Source organism: Pseudomonas sp. KBW05 (assembly GCF_003852405.1).
GTDB lineage: Bacteria > Pseudomonadota > Gammaproteobacteria > Pseudomonadales > Pseudomonadaceae > Aquipseudomonas.
This window is the reverse complement of record NZ_QAJM01000024.1, coordinates 68,839-83,845: the sequence shown is the minus strand read 5'-3', so window position 1 is coordinate 83,845 and position 15,007 is coordinate 68,839. Positions and strand designations below refer to the sequence as shown.

The following is a 15,007-nucleotide window of genomic DNA, read 5'->3' as shown; positions in this document are numbered from 1 at the left end:
GCCGGGCGTCTTTACATCGCAAATCACTGGGAGTTATAAGAACAGGCAATACCACAACACAAAGTAAGGATGGAACCCGTGAGCGAACACGAGCGCGACTACGCCGAAAAACGCGATTTCATCCGCATGCGAGTGGATGCCGATGTGTCTTTGATCCACGCCGGGCAAGAGATTGCTGGGGTTTGCGTGGACCTTTCCAGCTCCGGCATGCAGGTGCAGGCGCCGCGCCAATTCCAGGTAGGCGACACACTGACCGTACGCATCGATTCCGAGCACACCGCCCTCGCGGGGCTGGAAGCGGACACCGAGGTAGTCTGGACCAAGACAAACGGTCCAGACCAGCACCTGGGCCTCAAGATCTTGAAAATGCGCTGAAATCCGCGCACAAAAAAAGGCGACCCTCACGGTCGCCTTTTTTCATTTCAAGACGTCACGGCTTAAAAGTCATCAACAACCTTGCCGTCCTTGACCTTGAACTCGCGGTTCTGCAAGTAGGCGTTGCGGATGAAGGTGTATTTGTCGCCGGTGATCAGCTTCTCGCTGTCGAGCAAGCTGGCACGGACATCAACCACGTTCAGGCCGAAGGTGCTGTTGCGCCAGCCGATATCGTTCATGTAGCGGTACGGCTGGGTGTAGCTGTCGACGTACTTGGATGGCGCGTCACGCAAGGTGCTCGGGCCCAGCAACGGCAGCATCACGTAAGGCCCGCTGCCCACGCCCCAGTAGCCGAGGGTCTGGCCGAAGTCTTCATCACTGCGTTGCAGCCCCATTTTGGTGCCGACGTCGATAAAGCCCAGCACGCCAAACGTGGTGTTCATCAACAAGCGCGCCGTGTCCACACCCGCCGCATGCGGCTTGAGCTGCAGCACATTGTTGGCCAGGTTGCCGACATCGCCGATATTGCGGAAGAAGTTATGAACGCCATCCTGCATGAATTGCGGGGTGACGAACTGATAGCCTTGGGCCAATGGCTTGAGGGCATAGGTATCAACGGTGTCGTTAAAGGTGAAGATCGGGCGGTTCACGCTTTCCCAGGGATCATCTTCCGAGGCGGCCTGTGCGGCGAACGGGGCCAGCAGGACAGTGGCACACACCGACAGCTGAGCGAAGTAGTGGCTCCAGCGCATAGCTTTTGCTCCTTGAATGGTCTGTCATGGGCGCTATGCCCTGAATAAGGCCGTGAGTATATGACGGAAGTGTCCATTTAGGCAGCAGCTGGGAAAAGTCATGCCGTAAATGCACAAAATTCCTACAATTAAAGCCGGGTGTCATCGGCTTGTCATCCCGCGCCGATAGGGTCAGAGCTATTTCAGGGAAGTCCCCATGCCTCACGCCGAGATTGCCATTGCCAGCGCGCCTGCCTTGACTGCCGTTCTGTTTGGCCTGAGTGGTTGCCTGGTGGACTTCGGTTCCCAAGCACGCAGCGATTCGCCCTCGCTCGATTCCCTGGCCACCCCCGGCGCCCTGAAAATCCTGCGCAGCCTGCAAGAGCAGGGCGTGCCCTGCGCCTGGCTGGACGAACTCCCCGCCTCGATTACCACGCCATTGGCCACGGTGCTGCCCAACTGGCTGAAAGCAACATCGCCCTCCTCCATTCGCTGGCCTGCACCTCACGCCTGCTGGCAGGCCTTGATGGAATTGAACATCGAACGCCTCGAAGGCTGTGTGCTGGTCAGCGGCGAACCGCGCTTGCTGCAATCGGGGCTCAACGCCGGCCTGTGGACGATAGGCCTGGCGTCCTGCGGCTCGCTGTGCGGCATCCCCCCGGAACAATGGCAGGCGTTGAGCGAGCAAGAGCGCGAGCACAAGCGCGGCAAGGCCACCGTGGCCCTGTACGGGCTGGGCGTGCATTCGGTGATCGACCACCTGGGCGAGCTCGGCACCTGCCTGGCCGACATCAGCCTGCGCCAGCTCAAAGGCGAGAAGCCCTGATCGAGATCATGCACAGTCGGCGCAGGTGGATTAGTCTACAGGTCAGTCCGTAGACCTTTCTCGGCGTGCCGCGGTCTATGCCAGTGCCTATCGATAAAAGGAAACACGTCATGCCTGATCGCAAAAAACTGGAAGAACAGGTCGAGATCCTGCGCGGGCAGTTGGAACAGGAACCGCCCCTTTCGGAAGAAAAACGTGCAGCACTGGAAGCTTTGATTGCCAAATTCGAGCTACAACTGGAACTTGAACCGGCGACCCAGACACCCAGTATTTCCGACGATGTGAATCAAGCGGCCATAGAGTTCGACGCTGAGCACCCGCTGATTTCTGGGACATTGCGCAACATCATGATCACCCTGGGCAACATCGGGATCTGACTCAGGTTTCAGCCAGAGACAGAAACCAATGTGGGAGCGGGCTTGCTCGCGAAGGCGGCGTGTCAGTCAACAGATTCATTGGCTGATCTACCGCATTCGCGAGCAAGCCCGCTCCCACATTTAGTTCTGCGTGAAGGCTATTGGCGGGCCAGACGCACGTTCTGGAACGCCACATCCTCAGTACTGCGATAAGGGTTGATATCCAACCCACCACGCCGCACATAACGCGCATACACCGTCAATTTCTCAGGCTTGAGCAAACGTTGCAGGTCGAGAAAGATCCGCTCCACACACTGCTCGTGGAAGTCCGAGTGCTGGCGAAAGCTCACGATGTATTCCAACAGGCTGGCGTGATCCAGTGCGGATCCGCGGTACTCCACCACCACGCTGCCCCAGTCGGGCTGGCTGGTCACCGGGCAGTTGGATTTGAGCAGGTGGCTGTGCACGCTCTCCTCGACAATGCGCGAAGCATCGCAACGCAGCAGCTCCGGGCGCGGATGCTCGTAGTTGCTGACGCTGATGTCCAGCTCATCGATGCACACGCCCGGCAACGCCATCACGCCTTCGGCCTCGATCTCGGCCAAGCTGCGGATGCGCACACTGACCGGCTTGCCGGCAGCGGCGCTGAGGTCGGTGCGCAGGGTCGCTTCCAGGCTCGCCGTGTCGGCGAACGCGGTCTGGTTCAGCGAGTTGAGATACAGCTTGAAGGACTTGGACTCGATGATATTCGGCGAGTCAGCCGGGATGCTGAACTCACCGATGGCCACCACCGGCTTGCCCGACGGCAGCAGCCAGGACAGTTCGAAGCAGTTCCAGAAGTCCACGCCCTTGTAAGGCAGGGTCTCGGCGCTCAGGCCCAGCTCGGCCCATTTCGCGGCACGAGGGATCGGAAACAGCAACGACGGGGTGTAGGTGGAGATGTATTCACTGGACTTGCCCAGCGGCGAATGTTCGGCTGCGGGATGCATGGCGGAAACCTGGCTAAATAAACGCCGCCAGTCTACCAGCCTTTGCCCCCGCCTTTGCGGCCTACTCGACGTTCAGCTCTCCCACCATGCCCGCCTGGTAATGCCCTGGCAGGTTACAGGCAAACTCCAGGCCCGTGGACTGGGTGAAGGTCCAGGTCAACTCGGCGGTTTTCCCAGGCTCGACCAACACACTGTTGGGATCATCGTGTTTCATCATTGCGCCATGGCCCATGGCACTGTGATCCATCTTGCCCATGCCAGTGGCGGTGAGCATGCCACTCGCCTGCATCTGCAACATTTCCTTCTGGTGTTCGGCATGCATCGCCGCGTCGCCCAAGTTGAATTCGTGAAGCAGCTGGCCTTTATTGACCAAGACAAAGCGCACGGTCTCACCGGCTTTTACGTCCAACGACTTGGGCGAAAAGGAAATATCCTGCAAGGTCACTTCCACGGTGCGCGTGGCCTGAGCGGCCGGTGCCGCGTGGCCGAATGCATAGGTATGCGCCGAGTCGGCCATCGCAGCAAAACTCGCCACCAACAGGCAACCCGCCAATAACAGGGGTGTACGCAACGCCATCTCAACTCTCCAAAAATGTGTAACACGCTGAACAGCACTCTAAGATGGGGCTGCTGCCAGCCAGCTGACTGCTAGATTACAACTTTGTCAGGTTGCGCCCCTACCTTGGAACCTACGGTATAAAGCGCCTCGTGCACCGCCACTCAGAGCCGCCCATGAAACTGCTGATCGTCGAAGACCAACCGAAAACCGGCCATTACCTGCGCCAGGGCCTGGCCGAAGCCGGCTTTACCACCGAGCTGGCGGCCGACGGCACCAGCGGCCAGCACCTGGCACTGACCGGTGACTACGATCTGCTGATTCTCGACGTCATGCTACCCGGTCGCGATGGCTGGCAAATCCTGCAAGCGGTGCGCAGCGCCGGCCTGGAGACGCCGGTGCTGTTCCTTACCGCCCGCGACGCCGTGGAAGACCGCGTACACGGCCTGGAACTGGGCGCCGATGATTACCTGGTCAAGCCTTTCGCCTTTTCCGAACTGCTGGCTCGGGTGCGCAGCCTGTTGCGCCGTGGCAGCAGCGCGCCACAGGAAACCGCCCTGCAACTGGCCGACTTGCGCCTGGACCTCATCCGCCGCCGCGTCGAGCGGGACGGCCAGCGCATCGACCTCACGGCCAAGGAGTTCGCCCTGCTGGAGCTGTTGCTACGCCGCCAAGGCGAAGTGCTGCCCAAATCGCTGATCGCCTCCCAGGTCTGGGACATGAACTTCGACAGCGACACCAACATTATCGAAGTGGCGATCCGCCGCCTGCGCCTGAAAATCGACGACAACTTCCCCAACAAGTTGATCCACACCGTGCGCGGCATGGGTTACGTGCTGGAGGAGCGCTTCAATTGATCCAGCGCCTGTCCCTGGCCAGCCGCCTGGCACTGTTGTTTGCGGCGTGTACCGCGGTGGTCTCGTTGCTCGCCGGCGTGCTGTTCAACCGCGCCAGCGAGGCGCACTTCATCGAGCTGGACCAACAACAGCTCGACAGCCAGCTCGTGGCCCTGCGCAGCACCTTGCAAGGTGTGGACTCGCCCGAATCCTTTGCCCGTCGCGAAGCGCAACTGCGCGCCGAACTCAGCCACCAACCCGACCTCACGCTGCGCATTACCCGCGCGGGCCAGCGCTGGTTCGACGGCGTACCCGGCATGACCTTGCCCGAGGCCCCCGGCCTGCACAGCCTGCAAGACGCCGGTACGGACTACCGGGTGTACAACGCGCCGTTGATGGCCGGCACACCTGACTCGCCACAGCTGAGCCTGATGCTCGACATCACCCACCACCAGCACTTCCTGCAACGCATGCAGCACCTGATCTGGCTGACCGTTGGCCTCTCGGCACTCGCCACCGCCTTGCTGGGTGCCTGGGCCGCGCGCAGTGGGTTGCGGCCGTTGCGGCGCATGGGTGAAGTGGCGGCAGGCGTATCGGCCCACTCCCTGACCCAACGCCTGCCCCAGGAGCAGATGCCGGCGGAATTGGCCGAACTGGCCCAAGCCTTCAATGCCATGCTCGGCCGCCTGGACGATGCCTTCCAGCGCCTCTCGGCGTTCTCCGCCGATATCGCCCATGAGCTGCGCACACCGCTGTCGAACCTGCTGACCCACACCCAGGTCATCCTCACCCAGCCGCGCCCGCTGGAGGACTACCGCGAAGCGCTGCACAGCAATCTGGAAGAGCTGCAATGGATGGCGCAATTGGTCAACGACATGCTGTACCTGGCCAAGGCGGACCACGGCTTGCTGATGCCCAGGCGTGAGCCCTTGGCATTGGCCGATGAAGTGGACACGTTGCTGGAGTTTTTTGCATTGCTGGCGGAAGACGCCCAGGTCGGCCTGGTGCGTGAAGGCTCTGCACATACGGTAGGCGATCGCGGCATGTTGCGTCGGGCGCTGTCGAATCTGCTGGATAACGCCTTGCGGTTTACGCCGACAGGGGGTGAGGTGCGGGTGAGGATAGAGGAAGGCGTGAGGCTGACCGTTGAAAATACCGGGGACGGTATTCCAGCGGCGTTGCTGCCGAGGCTGTTTGACCGATTCTATCGGGCGGACCCGGCGCGTCATGAGGGCAGCAGCGAGCATGCGGGGTTGGGGCTGGCAATTACCCAGTCGATTGTGCGGGCCCATGGCGGGCGGATTTTTTGTGAGTCGGGGAAGGGTTGGACCAGGTTTGTGATTGAGTTGCCACAGCTAGCTTGATGCAAGCAGTGCCGGCTCCTTCGCGAGCAAGCCCGCTCCCACATTTGACCGCATTTCAAAAGGTGTACGCGGACAAATGTGGGAGCGGGCTTGCTCGCGAAAGCGGTCTAAAGGCTTACGAATATCTCAGGGCATGCGCCGGCTCAATCTTCGCCGCCCGATACGCCGGATACAGCGTCGCCAAAAAGCTCAACACAAACCCCGCCGTGCAAATCAGCAGCACATCCCCACCCTGCAGCTCCGAAGGCAGGTTGCTGACAAAGTACACGTCCGAGCTGAAGATATGCTGCCCGGTCACCCGCTCCATCCAGCCCACCAGCGCACTCACGTTCAGCGCCGCAATCACCCCCAGCACGCCGCCGATCAAGGTGCCGACGATGCCGATCACCGTGCCCTGCACCATGAAGATCGCCATGATCTGCCGTGGCGTGGCGCCAATGGTGCGCAGGATGGCGATGTCGGCGCCCTTGTCGTTCACCACCATGATCAGGGTGGCGATGATGTTGAACGCCGCCACGGCGACGATCATCAGCAACAGCAAGCCGATCATGGTTTTTTCCATCTTCATGGCGCTGAACAGGCTGCCCTGAGTGTGGGTCCAGTCGTCCGCCTTGTAGGCGGTGCCCAGGCTGCCGGCGATATCCGCCGAGACCTTGGGCGCCGCATACAGGTCTTTCACCGCCAGGCGCACGCTTTGCACCTGGTTCGGCTGCCAATGCTGGATCTCTGCCGCGTCGGCCATGTGGATCAAGGCCATTGAGCCATCCAGCTCGGCGCCGACCTTGAAGATACCGACCACATTCAGACGCTGCATGCGCGGGGTGATCCCCCCCGGTGCCGTGCTGATTTCCGGGACGATCAGGGTCAGCTTGTCGCCCACATTCAAGCGAAAGCGTCGGGCGGTGATTTCACCGACCACCACGCCGAACTCGCCGGGTTTCAGGTCCTCCAGCTTGCCCTGCACGATGTGCTGGGCCACGATCGACACCTTGCCTTCCTGGGCCGGGTCGACGCCGCTGATCTCAATCGGCTGCATCGCGCCCTTGTAGGAGAACATGCCATCCATCTGCGTGAACGGTACTGCGGCGGTCACTTCAGGATTCTTCATCGCAGCAGCGGCCACTGGCTGCCAGTCGTCAATCGGGTTCACGCCGACGATGGTAGCGTGGGGCACCATGCCGAGGATGCGTGAGCTCATTTCGCGCTGGAAGCCGTTCATCACCGACAACACCACGATCATCGCCAACACACCCAGGGCGAGGCCGATCATCGAGGTCATCGAGATAAACGAAACAAAACGGTTGCGGCGCTTGGCGCGGGTATAGCGCGTGCCGATGAAAATCGATAACGGTCTGAACATTCGCGGGCACCGTTGGAAAAATAGAAAACCCGATGTCAGACACCGGGCTTGAAACAGGTCAGATGGCGACCAGATGACCTTCCTGCAGGTGCAACACACGGTCCATCTGGCGGGCCATGCTCATGTCATGGGTCACCACCAGGAACGCGGTGCGCATCTGCGTGCTCAGTTCCAGCATCAAGTCCTTGATGCCCTGGGCGGTGTGGGAGTCGAGGTTGCCGGTCGGCTCATCGAGCATCACCAGGCCCGGGTTGTTCACCAGGGCGCGGGCGATGGCCACACGCTGGCGCTCGCCGCCGGACAGTTCGGCTGGCTTGTGCTCCAGACGATGGCCGAGGCCGACGCGTTCCAGCAGCGCCTTGGCACGCTGGCGCGCTTCCGGGATGGCGGTCTTGCCGATCAACAGCGGCATGCACACGTTCTCCAGGGCGGTGAACTCGGGCAGCAAGTGGTGGAACTGGTACACAAAACCGAGGGAACGGTTGCGCAACTGGCCACGGGCCTTTTCACCAAGGGCCGACAGTTCTTCCCCGGCCAGCCATACGCTGCCCTGGGACGGCGTATCAAGGCCGCCCAACAGGTTCAGCAAGGTACTTTTGCCAGAGCCGGAACTGCCGACAATCGCCACGCGCTCGCCCGGGTGCAACTCCAGTTGCAGGTTGGACAGCACCACCACCGACTCCGGGCCTTCCTCGTAGGATTTGCCCAGGTTGCGGCAGCTCAAGATTGCTTTTTCACTCATGCCCGATTCACTCATAACGTAAGGCCTGTGCTGGTTGGGTGCGTGCCGCGCGCCAGGCTGGATACAGGGTGGCAAGGAAACTCAATACCAACGCGGCGCCGCCCACCATCAACACGTCCTGGGCCTGTACCTGGGACGGCAAGTAGTCGATGAAGTAGACGTCGGCGTTGAGAAACTTGTGGCCGATCAGGGTTTCGAGGCCGGCAATGGCGGCGCTGACGTTCAGCGCGGCGAGGATGCCGACGGCGGTGCCGATCAGGGTACCGACCACGCCAATCACCGTGCCCTGCACCATGAAGATCGCCATGATCTGCCCCGGCGTGGCGCCAAGGGTGCGCAGGATGGCGATGTCGCCTTTCTTGTCATTCACCACCATCACCAGCGTGGAGATGATATTGAACGCGGCCACGGCAACGATCAGCAGCAACAGCAGGCCGATCATGGCTTTTTCCATGCGGATGGCCTGGTACAGGTTGCCGTGGGTGCGGGTCCAGTCGCGGGCGTAGTATTGGGATTCGCCCAGGTGCTGGGCGATTTCCCACGAGGTGCGCGGGGCGTCGAACAGGTCATTGAACTTGAGGCGCAGGCCCTGCACCTGGTCCGGCTTCCAGCGATGCAGACGGGCCAGGTCGGTGAGGTTGGTCAGGCCGAGGTAGCCGTCGATCTCGCCAGCGCCAACGTGGAAAGTGCCGACCACGGTAAAGCGCTTCATGCGCGGGAACATGCCAGCCGGGGTCACGGTGACTTCCGGGGCGACGAAGGTCAGCTTGTCGCCCAGGTTCACACCGAGCTTGGCCGCGGCCTTGTCACCGATCACGATGCCGAACTCGCCGGGGGCCAAGTCATCGAGTTTGCCCGACAACATGAACTTGTCGATGATCGAGACGTTGCGCTCCTGGGCCGGGTCGATGGCATTGAGCAGAATCTTCTGCACCTTGCCGTCGTTGGTCAGCAACCCCTGCATCTGGGTAAATGGCGCGACGGCCAGCACCTTGGGGTTCTGCTTGACCTTGTCGGCCAGGCTTTGCCAGTCACTGATGGGCGCATCGCCCTCGATGGTCGCGTGGGGCACCATGCCCAGCACGCGGGTACGCATCTCATGATCGAAGCCGTTCATCACCGACAGCACCACGATCATCACGACCACGCCCAAGGCGAGCCCGATCATCGAGGTCAAGGAAATGAACGACACAAAATGATTGCGACGCTTTGCACGGGTATAACGCGTGCCGATAAATACGAAGAGAGGTCTGAACATGTCGGGGCTTGTTCGGAGGAAAAGAAGACGTCCCGGTGGCGGGGTCTGGTAAGCAGCTTTACACTCAGACCATTAACGCTAGCTGGGGTTCGCCATGTCGACATTAGATGAAGAAGAGCGCCGCGAATACTACCGTATCGACGACATGATCGCACTTCAAATCAAAAGCCTGTCCGCCCCTGAAGCGGCGAGCAAGGAAGTGTTGCAGGATGAGTCGCCGCTGTTCAATTTGCTCAGCGAACTGCACCTCAGCGAATTCGAAGCCCAGCACCTGCTGCGCCAGATCAGCGAGAAGGATCGCAGCCTCGCCGCCTTCCTCAAAGTCCAGAACAAGCGCCTGGACCTGCTCAGCCAGGTCATGGCGCAAAGCCTGCGCACGGCCGTTGGCGAGCCGCAGCCGGTGATCATTTCCGAAGGCGGCATCGACTTCCAACACCCTACCCCCCTCGCCCCCGGCGCACACCTGGCGGTCAAGCTGGTGCTGATGCCCCAGGCGCTCGGCCTGCTGCTGCGCGCACGGGTCACCCATTGCGATCCTAAAGGCGCTGGCTTTGACGTGGGCACGGAGTTCGAATCCATGACCGACGCCCAGCGCCAGCTGCTCGCCCGCTACATCCTGCAGAAACAAGCCCAGGAACGCCGCCTGGCGCGGGAACAAAGCGACGCCCAAGACACCTGAATAGCATTCACCCCGCCAGACACGCTGGCGCATAGGAGCAACTGTGACCCTGATTTACGGCCACCGCGGTGCCAAAGGCGAAGCACCGGAAAACACCCTGACCAGTTTTCAGGAATGCCTCAAGCACGGCGTACGCCGCTGCGAACTGGACCTGCACCTGTCCATGGACGGAGAGTTGATGGTCATCCACGACCCGACCCTCAAGCGCACCACCGACCGGCGCGGCAAAGTCGTCGAGTACTCGGCAGCGGACCTGGTGAAGATGGACGCCCGCAAAGGCGGCCCGGGTTGGGTCAAACCGTGCCCGATCCCACGCCTGGAAGAGTTGTTCGAGCAGTGCGACTTCGATCACTGGCAACTGGAAGTCAAAAGCGCCTCACGCACCCGCGCAGCCACTACCGTGCTGGCGATTCGCGAGATGGCCGTGCGCCACGGCCTGATGGACAAGGTCACGGTCACGTCAAGTTCGCGGGAAGTGCTGAAAGCGGCGGTTGAACTCACCCCCGACCTGTCGCGCGGGCTGGTGGCCGAATACGCCTGGCTCGACCCGCTGAAGGTCGCGCAAAACTACGGCTGTGAGATTCTGGCGTTGAACTGGACGTTGTGCACCCCTGAGCGTCTGGAGAAAGCCCAGCGCCAGGGCCTGCACGTGTCCGTGTGGACGGTCAACGAACCTGCGCTGATGCGCAGGCTCGCCGACTTCGGCGTAGATAGCCTGATTACAGACTTTCCCGGTTTGGCCACTGCCACCCTCGAGAATTACTGAAATCGGTCTCCCCGGCCGGCTCAGGCCACCGGCCGGAGCCGCTCAAAAAAGCCGGTTGAGGCCGTCGTAGGCAGCTACCCGATAGGCTTCAGCCATGGTCGGGTAGTTGAACGTGGTGTTCACAAAATACTTGAGGGTATTTTGCTCGCCCGGCTGGTTCATGATGGCCTGGCCGATGTGCACGATCTCCGACGCCTGGTAGCCGAAGCAATGCACGCCGAGGACTTCCAGGGTTTCCCGGTGGAACAGGATCTTCAGCATGCCTTGCGGCTCGCCGGCGATCTGCGCACGCGCCATGCTCTTGAAGAACGCCTTGCCCACTTCGTAAGGCACCTTGGCCTTGGTCAGCTCGTGCTCGTTCTTGCCGATCGAGCTGATCTCGGGAATGGTGTAGATCCCTGTCGGCACGTCGTTCACATAACGCCAGCTGCCGTTGTCGACGATGCTGCCAGCGGCCGAACGGCCCTGGTCATGCGCCGCACTGGCCAGGCTCGGCCAGCCGATCACGTCGCCGGCGCCGTAGATGTTCGGCACGCAGGTGCGGTAGTTCTCGTCCACCTCGATCTGGCCACGGCCGTTGACCTTGACCCCGATGTTTTCCATGCCCAGCTTGTCGGTGTTGCCGGTACGGCCGTTGCACCACAGCAAGGCATCGGCCTTGATTTTCTTGCCGGACTTGAGGTGCAGGATCACCCCGTTGTCCAGGCCTTCGACCCGCTCATACTCTTCGTTATGGCGCACGGTGATGTTGTTGTTGCTGAAGTGGTAGCTCAACGCCTGGGAAATTTCCGAGTCGAGGAAGCTCAGCAACTGGTCGCGGTTGTCCACCAGCTCCACCAGTACACCCAGGCCGCTGAAGATCGAGGCGTATTCACAGCCGATTACGCCGGCGCCGTAGATAATCAGTTTGCGCGGGGTGTGGCCCAGGCTGAGGATGGTGTCGCTATCGTAGATACGCGGGTGGTGGAAATCGATATCGGCCGGGCGATACGGGCGCGAACCGGTGGCGATGATGATGTGCTTGGCCACCAGCTTCTCGACCACGCCATTGGGGCAGACCACTTCGACGGTTTGCTCGTCGGCGAAGCTGCCGGTGCCGAAGAACAGGTCGACACGGTTACGGGCGTAGTAACCGGTGCGCGAGGCCACTTGCTTGGAGATGACTTTCTCGGCGCTTTTCAGCACGTCCGGGAACGAGAACCAGCGCGGCTCACCAATGGCCCGGAACATCGGGTTGGTGTTGAACTGCATGATCTGGCGCACCGAGTGACGCAAAGCCTTGGACGGGATGGTACCCAGGTGGGTGCAGTTACCGCCGACCTGGCGACGGCTATCGACCATCGCCACCTTGCGCCCTGCCTTCGCGGCGTTCATCGCCGCACCTTCTCCAGCCGGGCCGGAACCCAGTACCACCACGTCGTAGTTGTAGACAGCCATGCGTACTCCTCAGAACAGGCCAGGCGTACGGTTGGACGCCTGGCTAAATCATGCCGCGGCCAGCGGTCATGAAGGACATTTTGGCTCAAGTGTGTGAACCGGGGCACAGTCTATATAAGGCTCAACGCCGCGCACATTAACCCTTGGTCGCGTCGTAGGCCAGTCTTGCCGTTACTACAGCGTAAGGAAATTGCAATTACACTGCCAGCAAGCACCTTTGCAGGACGGGCCATTATGCGGCATGTCGCTTTCTGTTTATTGATGATGTTGTCGGTCATGGTTCAAGCCAATGAAGCCGACCGGCTCAGGCAAGCCGGTTTTCCTGCGCAATCACGTGAGCTGGCCTTGAAAAACCAGGTGGTGCTGACCTACCTCTGGGCGGATGTCTACGCGGCAGCGCTGTATGCCCCGGCCGAGGTGCGCGCCAAGCTCGCCTGGGCGCAGCAAAAGGCCCTGCGCCTGGAGCTGTATTACTTTCGCGATATCGACCGTGGCGATGTGATCAAGGCGGCCAATACCACGCTGGAGCGCCAGCGGGTCAGCGCACGATTGAAACCCGAGGTAGAAAAATTACATGCCCGCTTTCGCGACATCCAGAAGGGTGATCGGTATGCGCTGGATTTTCGCCCTGGGCGTGGGTTGAATCTGGAAATCAATGGGGAGGTGGTGTTCAGCAGCACCGATGAAGAACTGGCGCGGGCTTACCTGGGGATTTGGTTGGCGCCCAAGGGGTTGTCGGAGGGGTTGCTGAATTGAGGGTGTGTCAGTGCTGCCGCCATCGCGGGCAAGCCCGCTCCCACAGGTGAATGGATTCACAAATGGAAATGTGTGAACCCGGTCCAATGTGGGAGCTGGCTTGCCTGCGATGAGGCCCCTACAGCCCCCACAAAACCTTCAGGCATAAAAAAGCCCCGAACCAGTCGGGGCTTTTTCATTCAGCGCAAAGGCTTAGCGCGGAAACGCAGGCGGGTTGACCCCGGCCATATCTTCCATCACGCGAACCACCTGGCAGCTGTAGCCGAACTCGTTGTCGTACCACACGTACAGCACAACACGGTTGTCCTGGGTAATGGTCGCCTCGGCGTCCACCACACCGGCGTGGCGCGAGCCCACGAAGTCGGTGGAAACCACTTCCTGCGAGTTGACGAAGTCGATTTGCTTATGCAGATCGGAGTGCAGCGCCATGAAGCGCAGGTACTCGTTCATCTCTTCACGGGTGGCGGCTTTCTCAAGGTTCAGGTTGAGAATGGCCATCGACACGTTTGGCGTCGGCACGCGGATCGCGTTACCGGTCAGCTTGCCGGCCAGCTCAGGCAGGGCCTTGGCAGCAGCGGTGGCAGCACCGGTCTCGGTGATCACCATGTTCAACGCAGCGCTACGGCCACGGCGATCGCCCTTGTGGAAGTTGTCGATCAGGTTCTGGTCGTTGGTGTACGAGTGAACCGTCTCAACGTGACCGTTGACGATACCGAACTTGTCATTCACAGCCTTCAGCACCGGCACGATGGCGTTGGTGGTGCAGGAAGCGGCGGACACGATCTTGTCGTCAGCGGTGATTTCGCCATGGTTGATGCCGTGAACGATGTTCTTCAGCTTGCCCTTGCCCGGAGCGGTCAGGACAACGCGGTCGATACCCGGGCAGGCCAAGTGTTGGCCCAGGCCTTCGGCATCACGCCATACGCCGGTGTTGTCCACCAGCAGCGCGTCTTTGATGCCGTACTGGGTGTAGTCCACTTCAGCCGGGTTCTTCGCGTAGATCACCTGGATCAGGTTACCGTTGGCGGTGATGGTGTTGTTTTCTTCGTCGATGACGATGGTGCCGTTGAACGGACCGTGTACCGAGTCTCGACGCAAGAGGCTCGCGCGTTTGGTCAGGTCATTGTCGGCGCCTTTGCGCACCACGATGGCACGCAGACGCAGGCCGTCGCCGCCGCCGGTTTTTTCGATGAGGATGCGCGCCAGCAGACGGCCGATACGACCGAAGCCGTACAGCACAACGTCGGTGCCTTTACGGGCAGCGGCGTTTTGCTGGCCAACCACATCGGCCATTTCTTCACGCACGAACTGCTCGGCGGTACGCCCAGCGCCTTCCTTGCGGAATTTATAGGCCAACTTGCCCAGGTCTACCGAAGCCGCGCCGAGCTTGAGCTCGCTCATGGCCTTGAGCAGTGGGAATGTTTCGTGGACGGAGAGTTCGCTGTCGTCGGCAGAACGGTGACGCGCAAAGCGGTGGGCTTTGAGAATCGCGATGACAGACTGGTTGATCAGGCTGCGGCCATAGATCGAGCTCACCACATTGTTATTGCGGTACAGCTGGCCGATAAGCGGAATCATCGCTTCTGCGAGTGCTTCACGGTCGATCCATTCACCAAGACACTGGTCGGGCTTCTGAGTCACGGGAACCTTCCACATGTAGGGGCAGAAAAAAGGGGCTACATTATGCCGCCCGACCGGCCTCGGAGCAATGCGCCCCAGGCAACAAAAAGTGCTTGCGAAAAAAACGCACCCCGCTGGAGCCCAGTAAATACGCGGGTTCCAGAAGGCCACCAGTTAAGCGAAGCTCACGACTTGTCCGTAACCCTCCGAAAACCTGAGCAGTTTTGGCACTACATAATGAGTCAAAACCCGCCTTTGTTTGTCTTAGCCACTACATTTCCTACAAACCGTAATAGGCTCAGTCAGCAACTGACAGACGGCGCCTAGGACCGTTACAATTACCGACTTTGTCGCAA

The 15,007-nt window shown here is 60.6% G+C and carries 16 protein-coding genes; 8 read left to right on the top strand and 8 right to left on the bottom strand.

Going from position 1 to position 15,007, the window contains the following annotated elements; all coding sequences use genetic code 11:
- Positions 1–78: 78 nt before the first annotated feature.
- A complete protein-coding gene (locus DBR46_RS23010; protein WP_124528050.1) occupies positions 79–375 on the top strand; it encodes a PilZ domain-containing protein in 297 nt (98 codons plus the stop codon).
- 62 nt (positions 376–437) lie between these two features.
- Here DBR46_RS23010 and DBR46_RS23005 read toward each other — a convergent pair whose 3' ends face one another.
- A complete protein-coding gene (locus tag DBR46_RS23005; protein WP_017737357.1) occupies positions 438–1,127 on the bottom strand; it encodes a VacJ family lipoprotein in 690 nt (229 codons plus the stop codon).
- Between the two features lie 196 nt (positions 1,128–1,323).
- Here DBR46_RS23005 and DBR46_RS23000 point away from each other — a divergent pair, with 196 nt between their 5' ends.
- Entirely contained in the window at positions 1,324–1,932 is a 609-nt protein-coding gene (locus tag DBR46_RS23000) for an HAD family phosphatase (protein ID WP_124528049.1), read from the top strand.
- A gap of 110 nt (positions 1,933–2,042) precedes the next feature.
- Positions 2,043–2,309 (top strand): DUF4404 family protein, encoded by a 267-nt coding sequence (locus DBR46_RS22995; protein ID WP_124528048.1) that lies wholly within the window; start codon positions 2,043–2,045, stop codon positions 2,307–2,309.
- A 137-nt stretch (positions 2,310–2,446) separates the two neighbouring features.
- On the opposite strand, the gene queF is transcribed toward DBR46_RS22995, so the two are convergent.
- Positions 2,447–3,277 (bottom strand): NADPH-dependent 7-cyano-7-deazaguanine reductase QueF, encoded by an 831-nt coding sequence (gene queF / locus DBR46_RS22990; RefSeq protein WP_124528047.1) that lies wholly within the window; start codon positions 3,275–3,277, stop codon positions 2,447–2,449.
- Positions 3,278–3,338: 61 nt separating this feature from the next.
- Positions 3,339–3,854 carry a plastocyanin/azurin family copper-binding protein gene (locus DBR46_RS22985; protein WP_124528046.1) on the bottom strand — a complete coding sequence of 172 codons (516 nt, stop codon included), beginning with the start codon at positions 3,852–3,854 and terminating at the stop codon, positions 3,339–3,341.
- A 155-nt stretch (positions 3,855–4,009) separates the two neighbouring features.
- Here DBR46_RS22985 and DBR46_RS22980 point away from each other — a divergent pair, with 155 nt between their 5' ends.
- Positions 4,010–4,690, top strand: coding sequence for a heavy metal response regulator transcription factor (locus DBR46_RS22980; protein WP_124528045.1), 681 nt, complete (start codon positions 4,010–4,012; stop codon positions 4,688–4,690).
- Positions 4,687–6,033 (top strand): heavy metal sensor histidine kinase, encoded by a 1,347-nt coding sequence (locus DBR46_RS22975; RefSeq protein WP_124528044.1) that lies wholly within the window; start codon positions 4,687–4,689, stop codon positions 6,031–6,033. The genes DBR46_RS22980 and DBR46_RS22975 overlap by 4 nt, the downstream gene beginning before the upstream one ends.
- A gap of 115 nt (positions 6,034–6,148) precedes the next feature.
- On the opposite strand, the gene DBR46_RS22970 is transcribed toward DBR46_RS22975, so the two are convergent.
- The 3 genes from DBR46_RS22970 to DBR46_RS22960 are packed head-to-tail and all read right to left on the bottom strand — an operon-like array spanning position 6,149 to position 9,393.
- Positions 6,149–7,393: a lipoprotein-releasing ABC transporter permease subunit gene (locus tag DBR46_RS22970; RefSeq protein ID WP_124528043.1), complete on the bottom strand. Its 1,245-nt coding sequence runs from the start codon at positions 7,391–7,393 to the stop codon at positions 6,149–6,151.
- A gap of 58 nt (positions 7,394–7,451) precedes the next feature.
- Positions 7,452–8,135, bottom strand: coding sequence for a lipoprotein-releasing ABC transporter ATP-binding protein LolD (gene lolD / locus DBR46_RS22965; protein ID WP_017477213.1), 684 nt, complete (start codon positions 8,133–8,135; stop codon positions 7,452–7,454).
- 7 nt (positions 8,136–8,142) lie between these two features.
- The gene (locus DBR46_RS22960; protein WP_026136852.1) at positions 8,143–9,393 is read right to left on the bottom strand and encodes a lipoprotein-releasing ABC transporter permease subunit; all 1,251 of its coding nucleotides are present in this window, start codon (positions 9,391–9,393) and stop codon (positions 8,143–8,145) included.
- 94 nt (positions 9,394–9,487) lie between these two features.
- Between DBR46_RS22960 and DBR46_RS22955 the strand changes: the two genes are divergently transcribed.
- Entirely contained in the window at positions 9,488–10,072 is a 585-nt protein-coding gene (locus DBR46_RS22955) for a PilZ domain-containing protein (RefSeq protein ID WP_017737348.1), read from the top strand.
- Between the two features lie 43 nt (positions 10,073–10,115).
- Positions 10,116–10,838, top strand: a complete 723-nt coding sequence (locus DBR46_RS22950) for a glycerophosphodiester phosphodiesterase (RefSeq protein WP_017737347.1) — start codon at positions 10,116–10,118, stop codon at positions 10,836–10,838.
- Between the two features lie 42 nt (positions 10,839–10,880).
- Here the strand turns inward: DBR46_RS22950 and sthA are convergent, their stop codons facing one another.
- On the bottom strand, positions 10,881–12,275 hold the full coding sequence (gene sthA / locus DBR46_RS22945) for a Si-specific NAD(P)(+) transhydrogenase (protein ID WP_017737346.1): 1,395 nt from the start codon (positions 12,273–12,275) through the stop codon (positions 10,881–10,883).
- Between the two features lie 234 nt (positions 12,276–12,509).
- Here sthA and DBR46_RS22940 point away from each other — a divergent pair, with 234 nt between their 5' ends.
- Complete coding sequence (locus tag DBR46_RS22940) at positions 12,510–13,031, top strand: chalcone isomerase family protein (protein WP_124528042.1); 522 nt, start codon at positions 12,510–12,512, stop codon at positions 13,029–13,031.
- Positions 13,032–13,223: 192 nt separating this feature from the next.
- Here DBR46_RS22940 and DBR46_RS22935 read toward each other — a convergent pair whose 3' ends face one another.
- Entirely contained in the window at positions 13,224–14,687 is a 1,464-nt protein-coding gene (locus DBR46_RS22935) for a glyceraldehyde-3-phosphate dehydrogenase (RefSeq protein WP_124528041.1), read from the bottom strand.
- Positions 14,688–15,007: the final 320 nt, after the last annotated feature.

What these genes read in the sequence shown, in the direction of transcription:
- sthA (WP_017737346.1), bottom strand. Translation starts at nt 12,275, where the DNA reads ATGGCTGTCTACAACTACGACGTGGTGGTACTGGGTTCCGGCCCGGCT.
- DBR46_RS22995 (WP_124528048.1), top strand. Translation starts at nt 2,043, where the DNA reads ATGCCTGATCGCAAAAAACTGGAAGAACAGGTCGAGATCCTGCGCGGG.
- DBR46_RS23005 (WP_017737357.1), bottom strand. Translation starts at nt 1,127, where the DNA reads ATGCGCTGGAGCCACTACTTCGCTCAGCTGTCGGTGTGTGCCACTGTC.
- DBR46_RS22940 (WP_124528042.1), top strand. Translation starts at nt 12,510, where the DNA reads ATGCGGCATGTCGCTTTCTGTTTATTGATGATGTTGTCGGTCATGGTT.
- DBR46_RS22935 (WP_124528041.1), bottom strand. Translation starts at nt 14,687, where the DNA reads ATGTGGAAGGTTCCCGTGACTCAGAAGCCCGACCAGTGTCTTGGTGAA.
- lolD (WP_017477213.1), bottom strand. Translation starts at nt 8,135, where the DNA reads ATGAGTGAAAAAGCAATCTTGAGCTGCCGCAACCTGGGCAAATCCTAC.
- DBR46_RS22980 (WP_124528045.1), top strand. Translation starts at nt 4,010, where the DNA reads ATGAAACTGCTGATCGTCGAAGACCAACCGAAAACCGGCCATTACCTG.
- DBR46_RS22985 (WP_124528046.1), bottom strand. Translation starts at nt 3,854, where the DNA reads ATGGCGTTGCGTACACCCCTGTTATTGGCGGGTTGCCTGTTGGTGGCG.
- DBR46_RS22955 (WP_017737348.1), top strand. Translation starts at nt 9,488, where the DNA reads ATGTCGACATTAGATGAAGAAGAGCGCCGCGAATACTACCGTATCGAC.
- DBR46_RS22970 (WP_124528043.1), bottom strand. Translation starts at nt 7,393, where the DNA reads ATGTTCAGACCGTTATCGATTTTCATCGGCACGCGCTATACCCGCGCC.
- queF (WP_124528047.1), bottom strand. Translation starts at nt 3,277, where the DNA reads ATGCATCCCGCAGCCGAACATTCGCCGCTGGGCAAGTCCAGTGAATAC.
- DBR46_RS22960 (WP_026136852.1), bottom strand. Translation starts at nt 9,393, where the DNA reads ATGTTCAGACCTCTCTTCGTATTTATCGGCACGCGTTATACCCGTGCA.
- DBR46_RS23000 (WP_124528049.1), top strand. Translation starts at nt 1,324, where the DNA reads ATGCCTCACGCCGAGATTGCCATTGCCAGCGCGCCTGCCTTGACTGCC.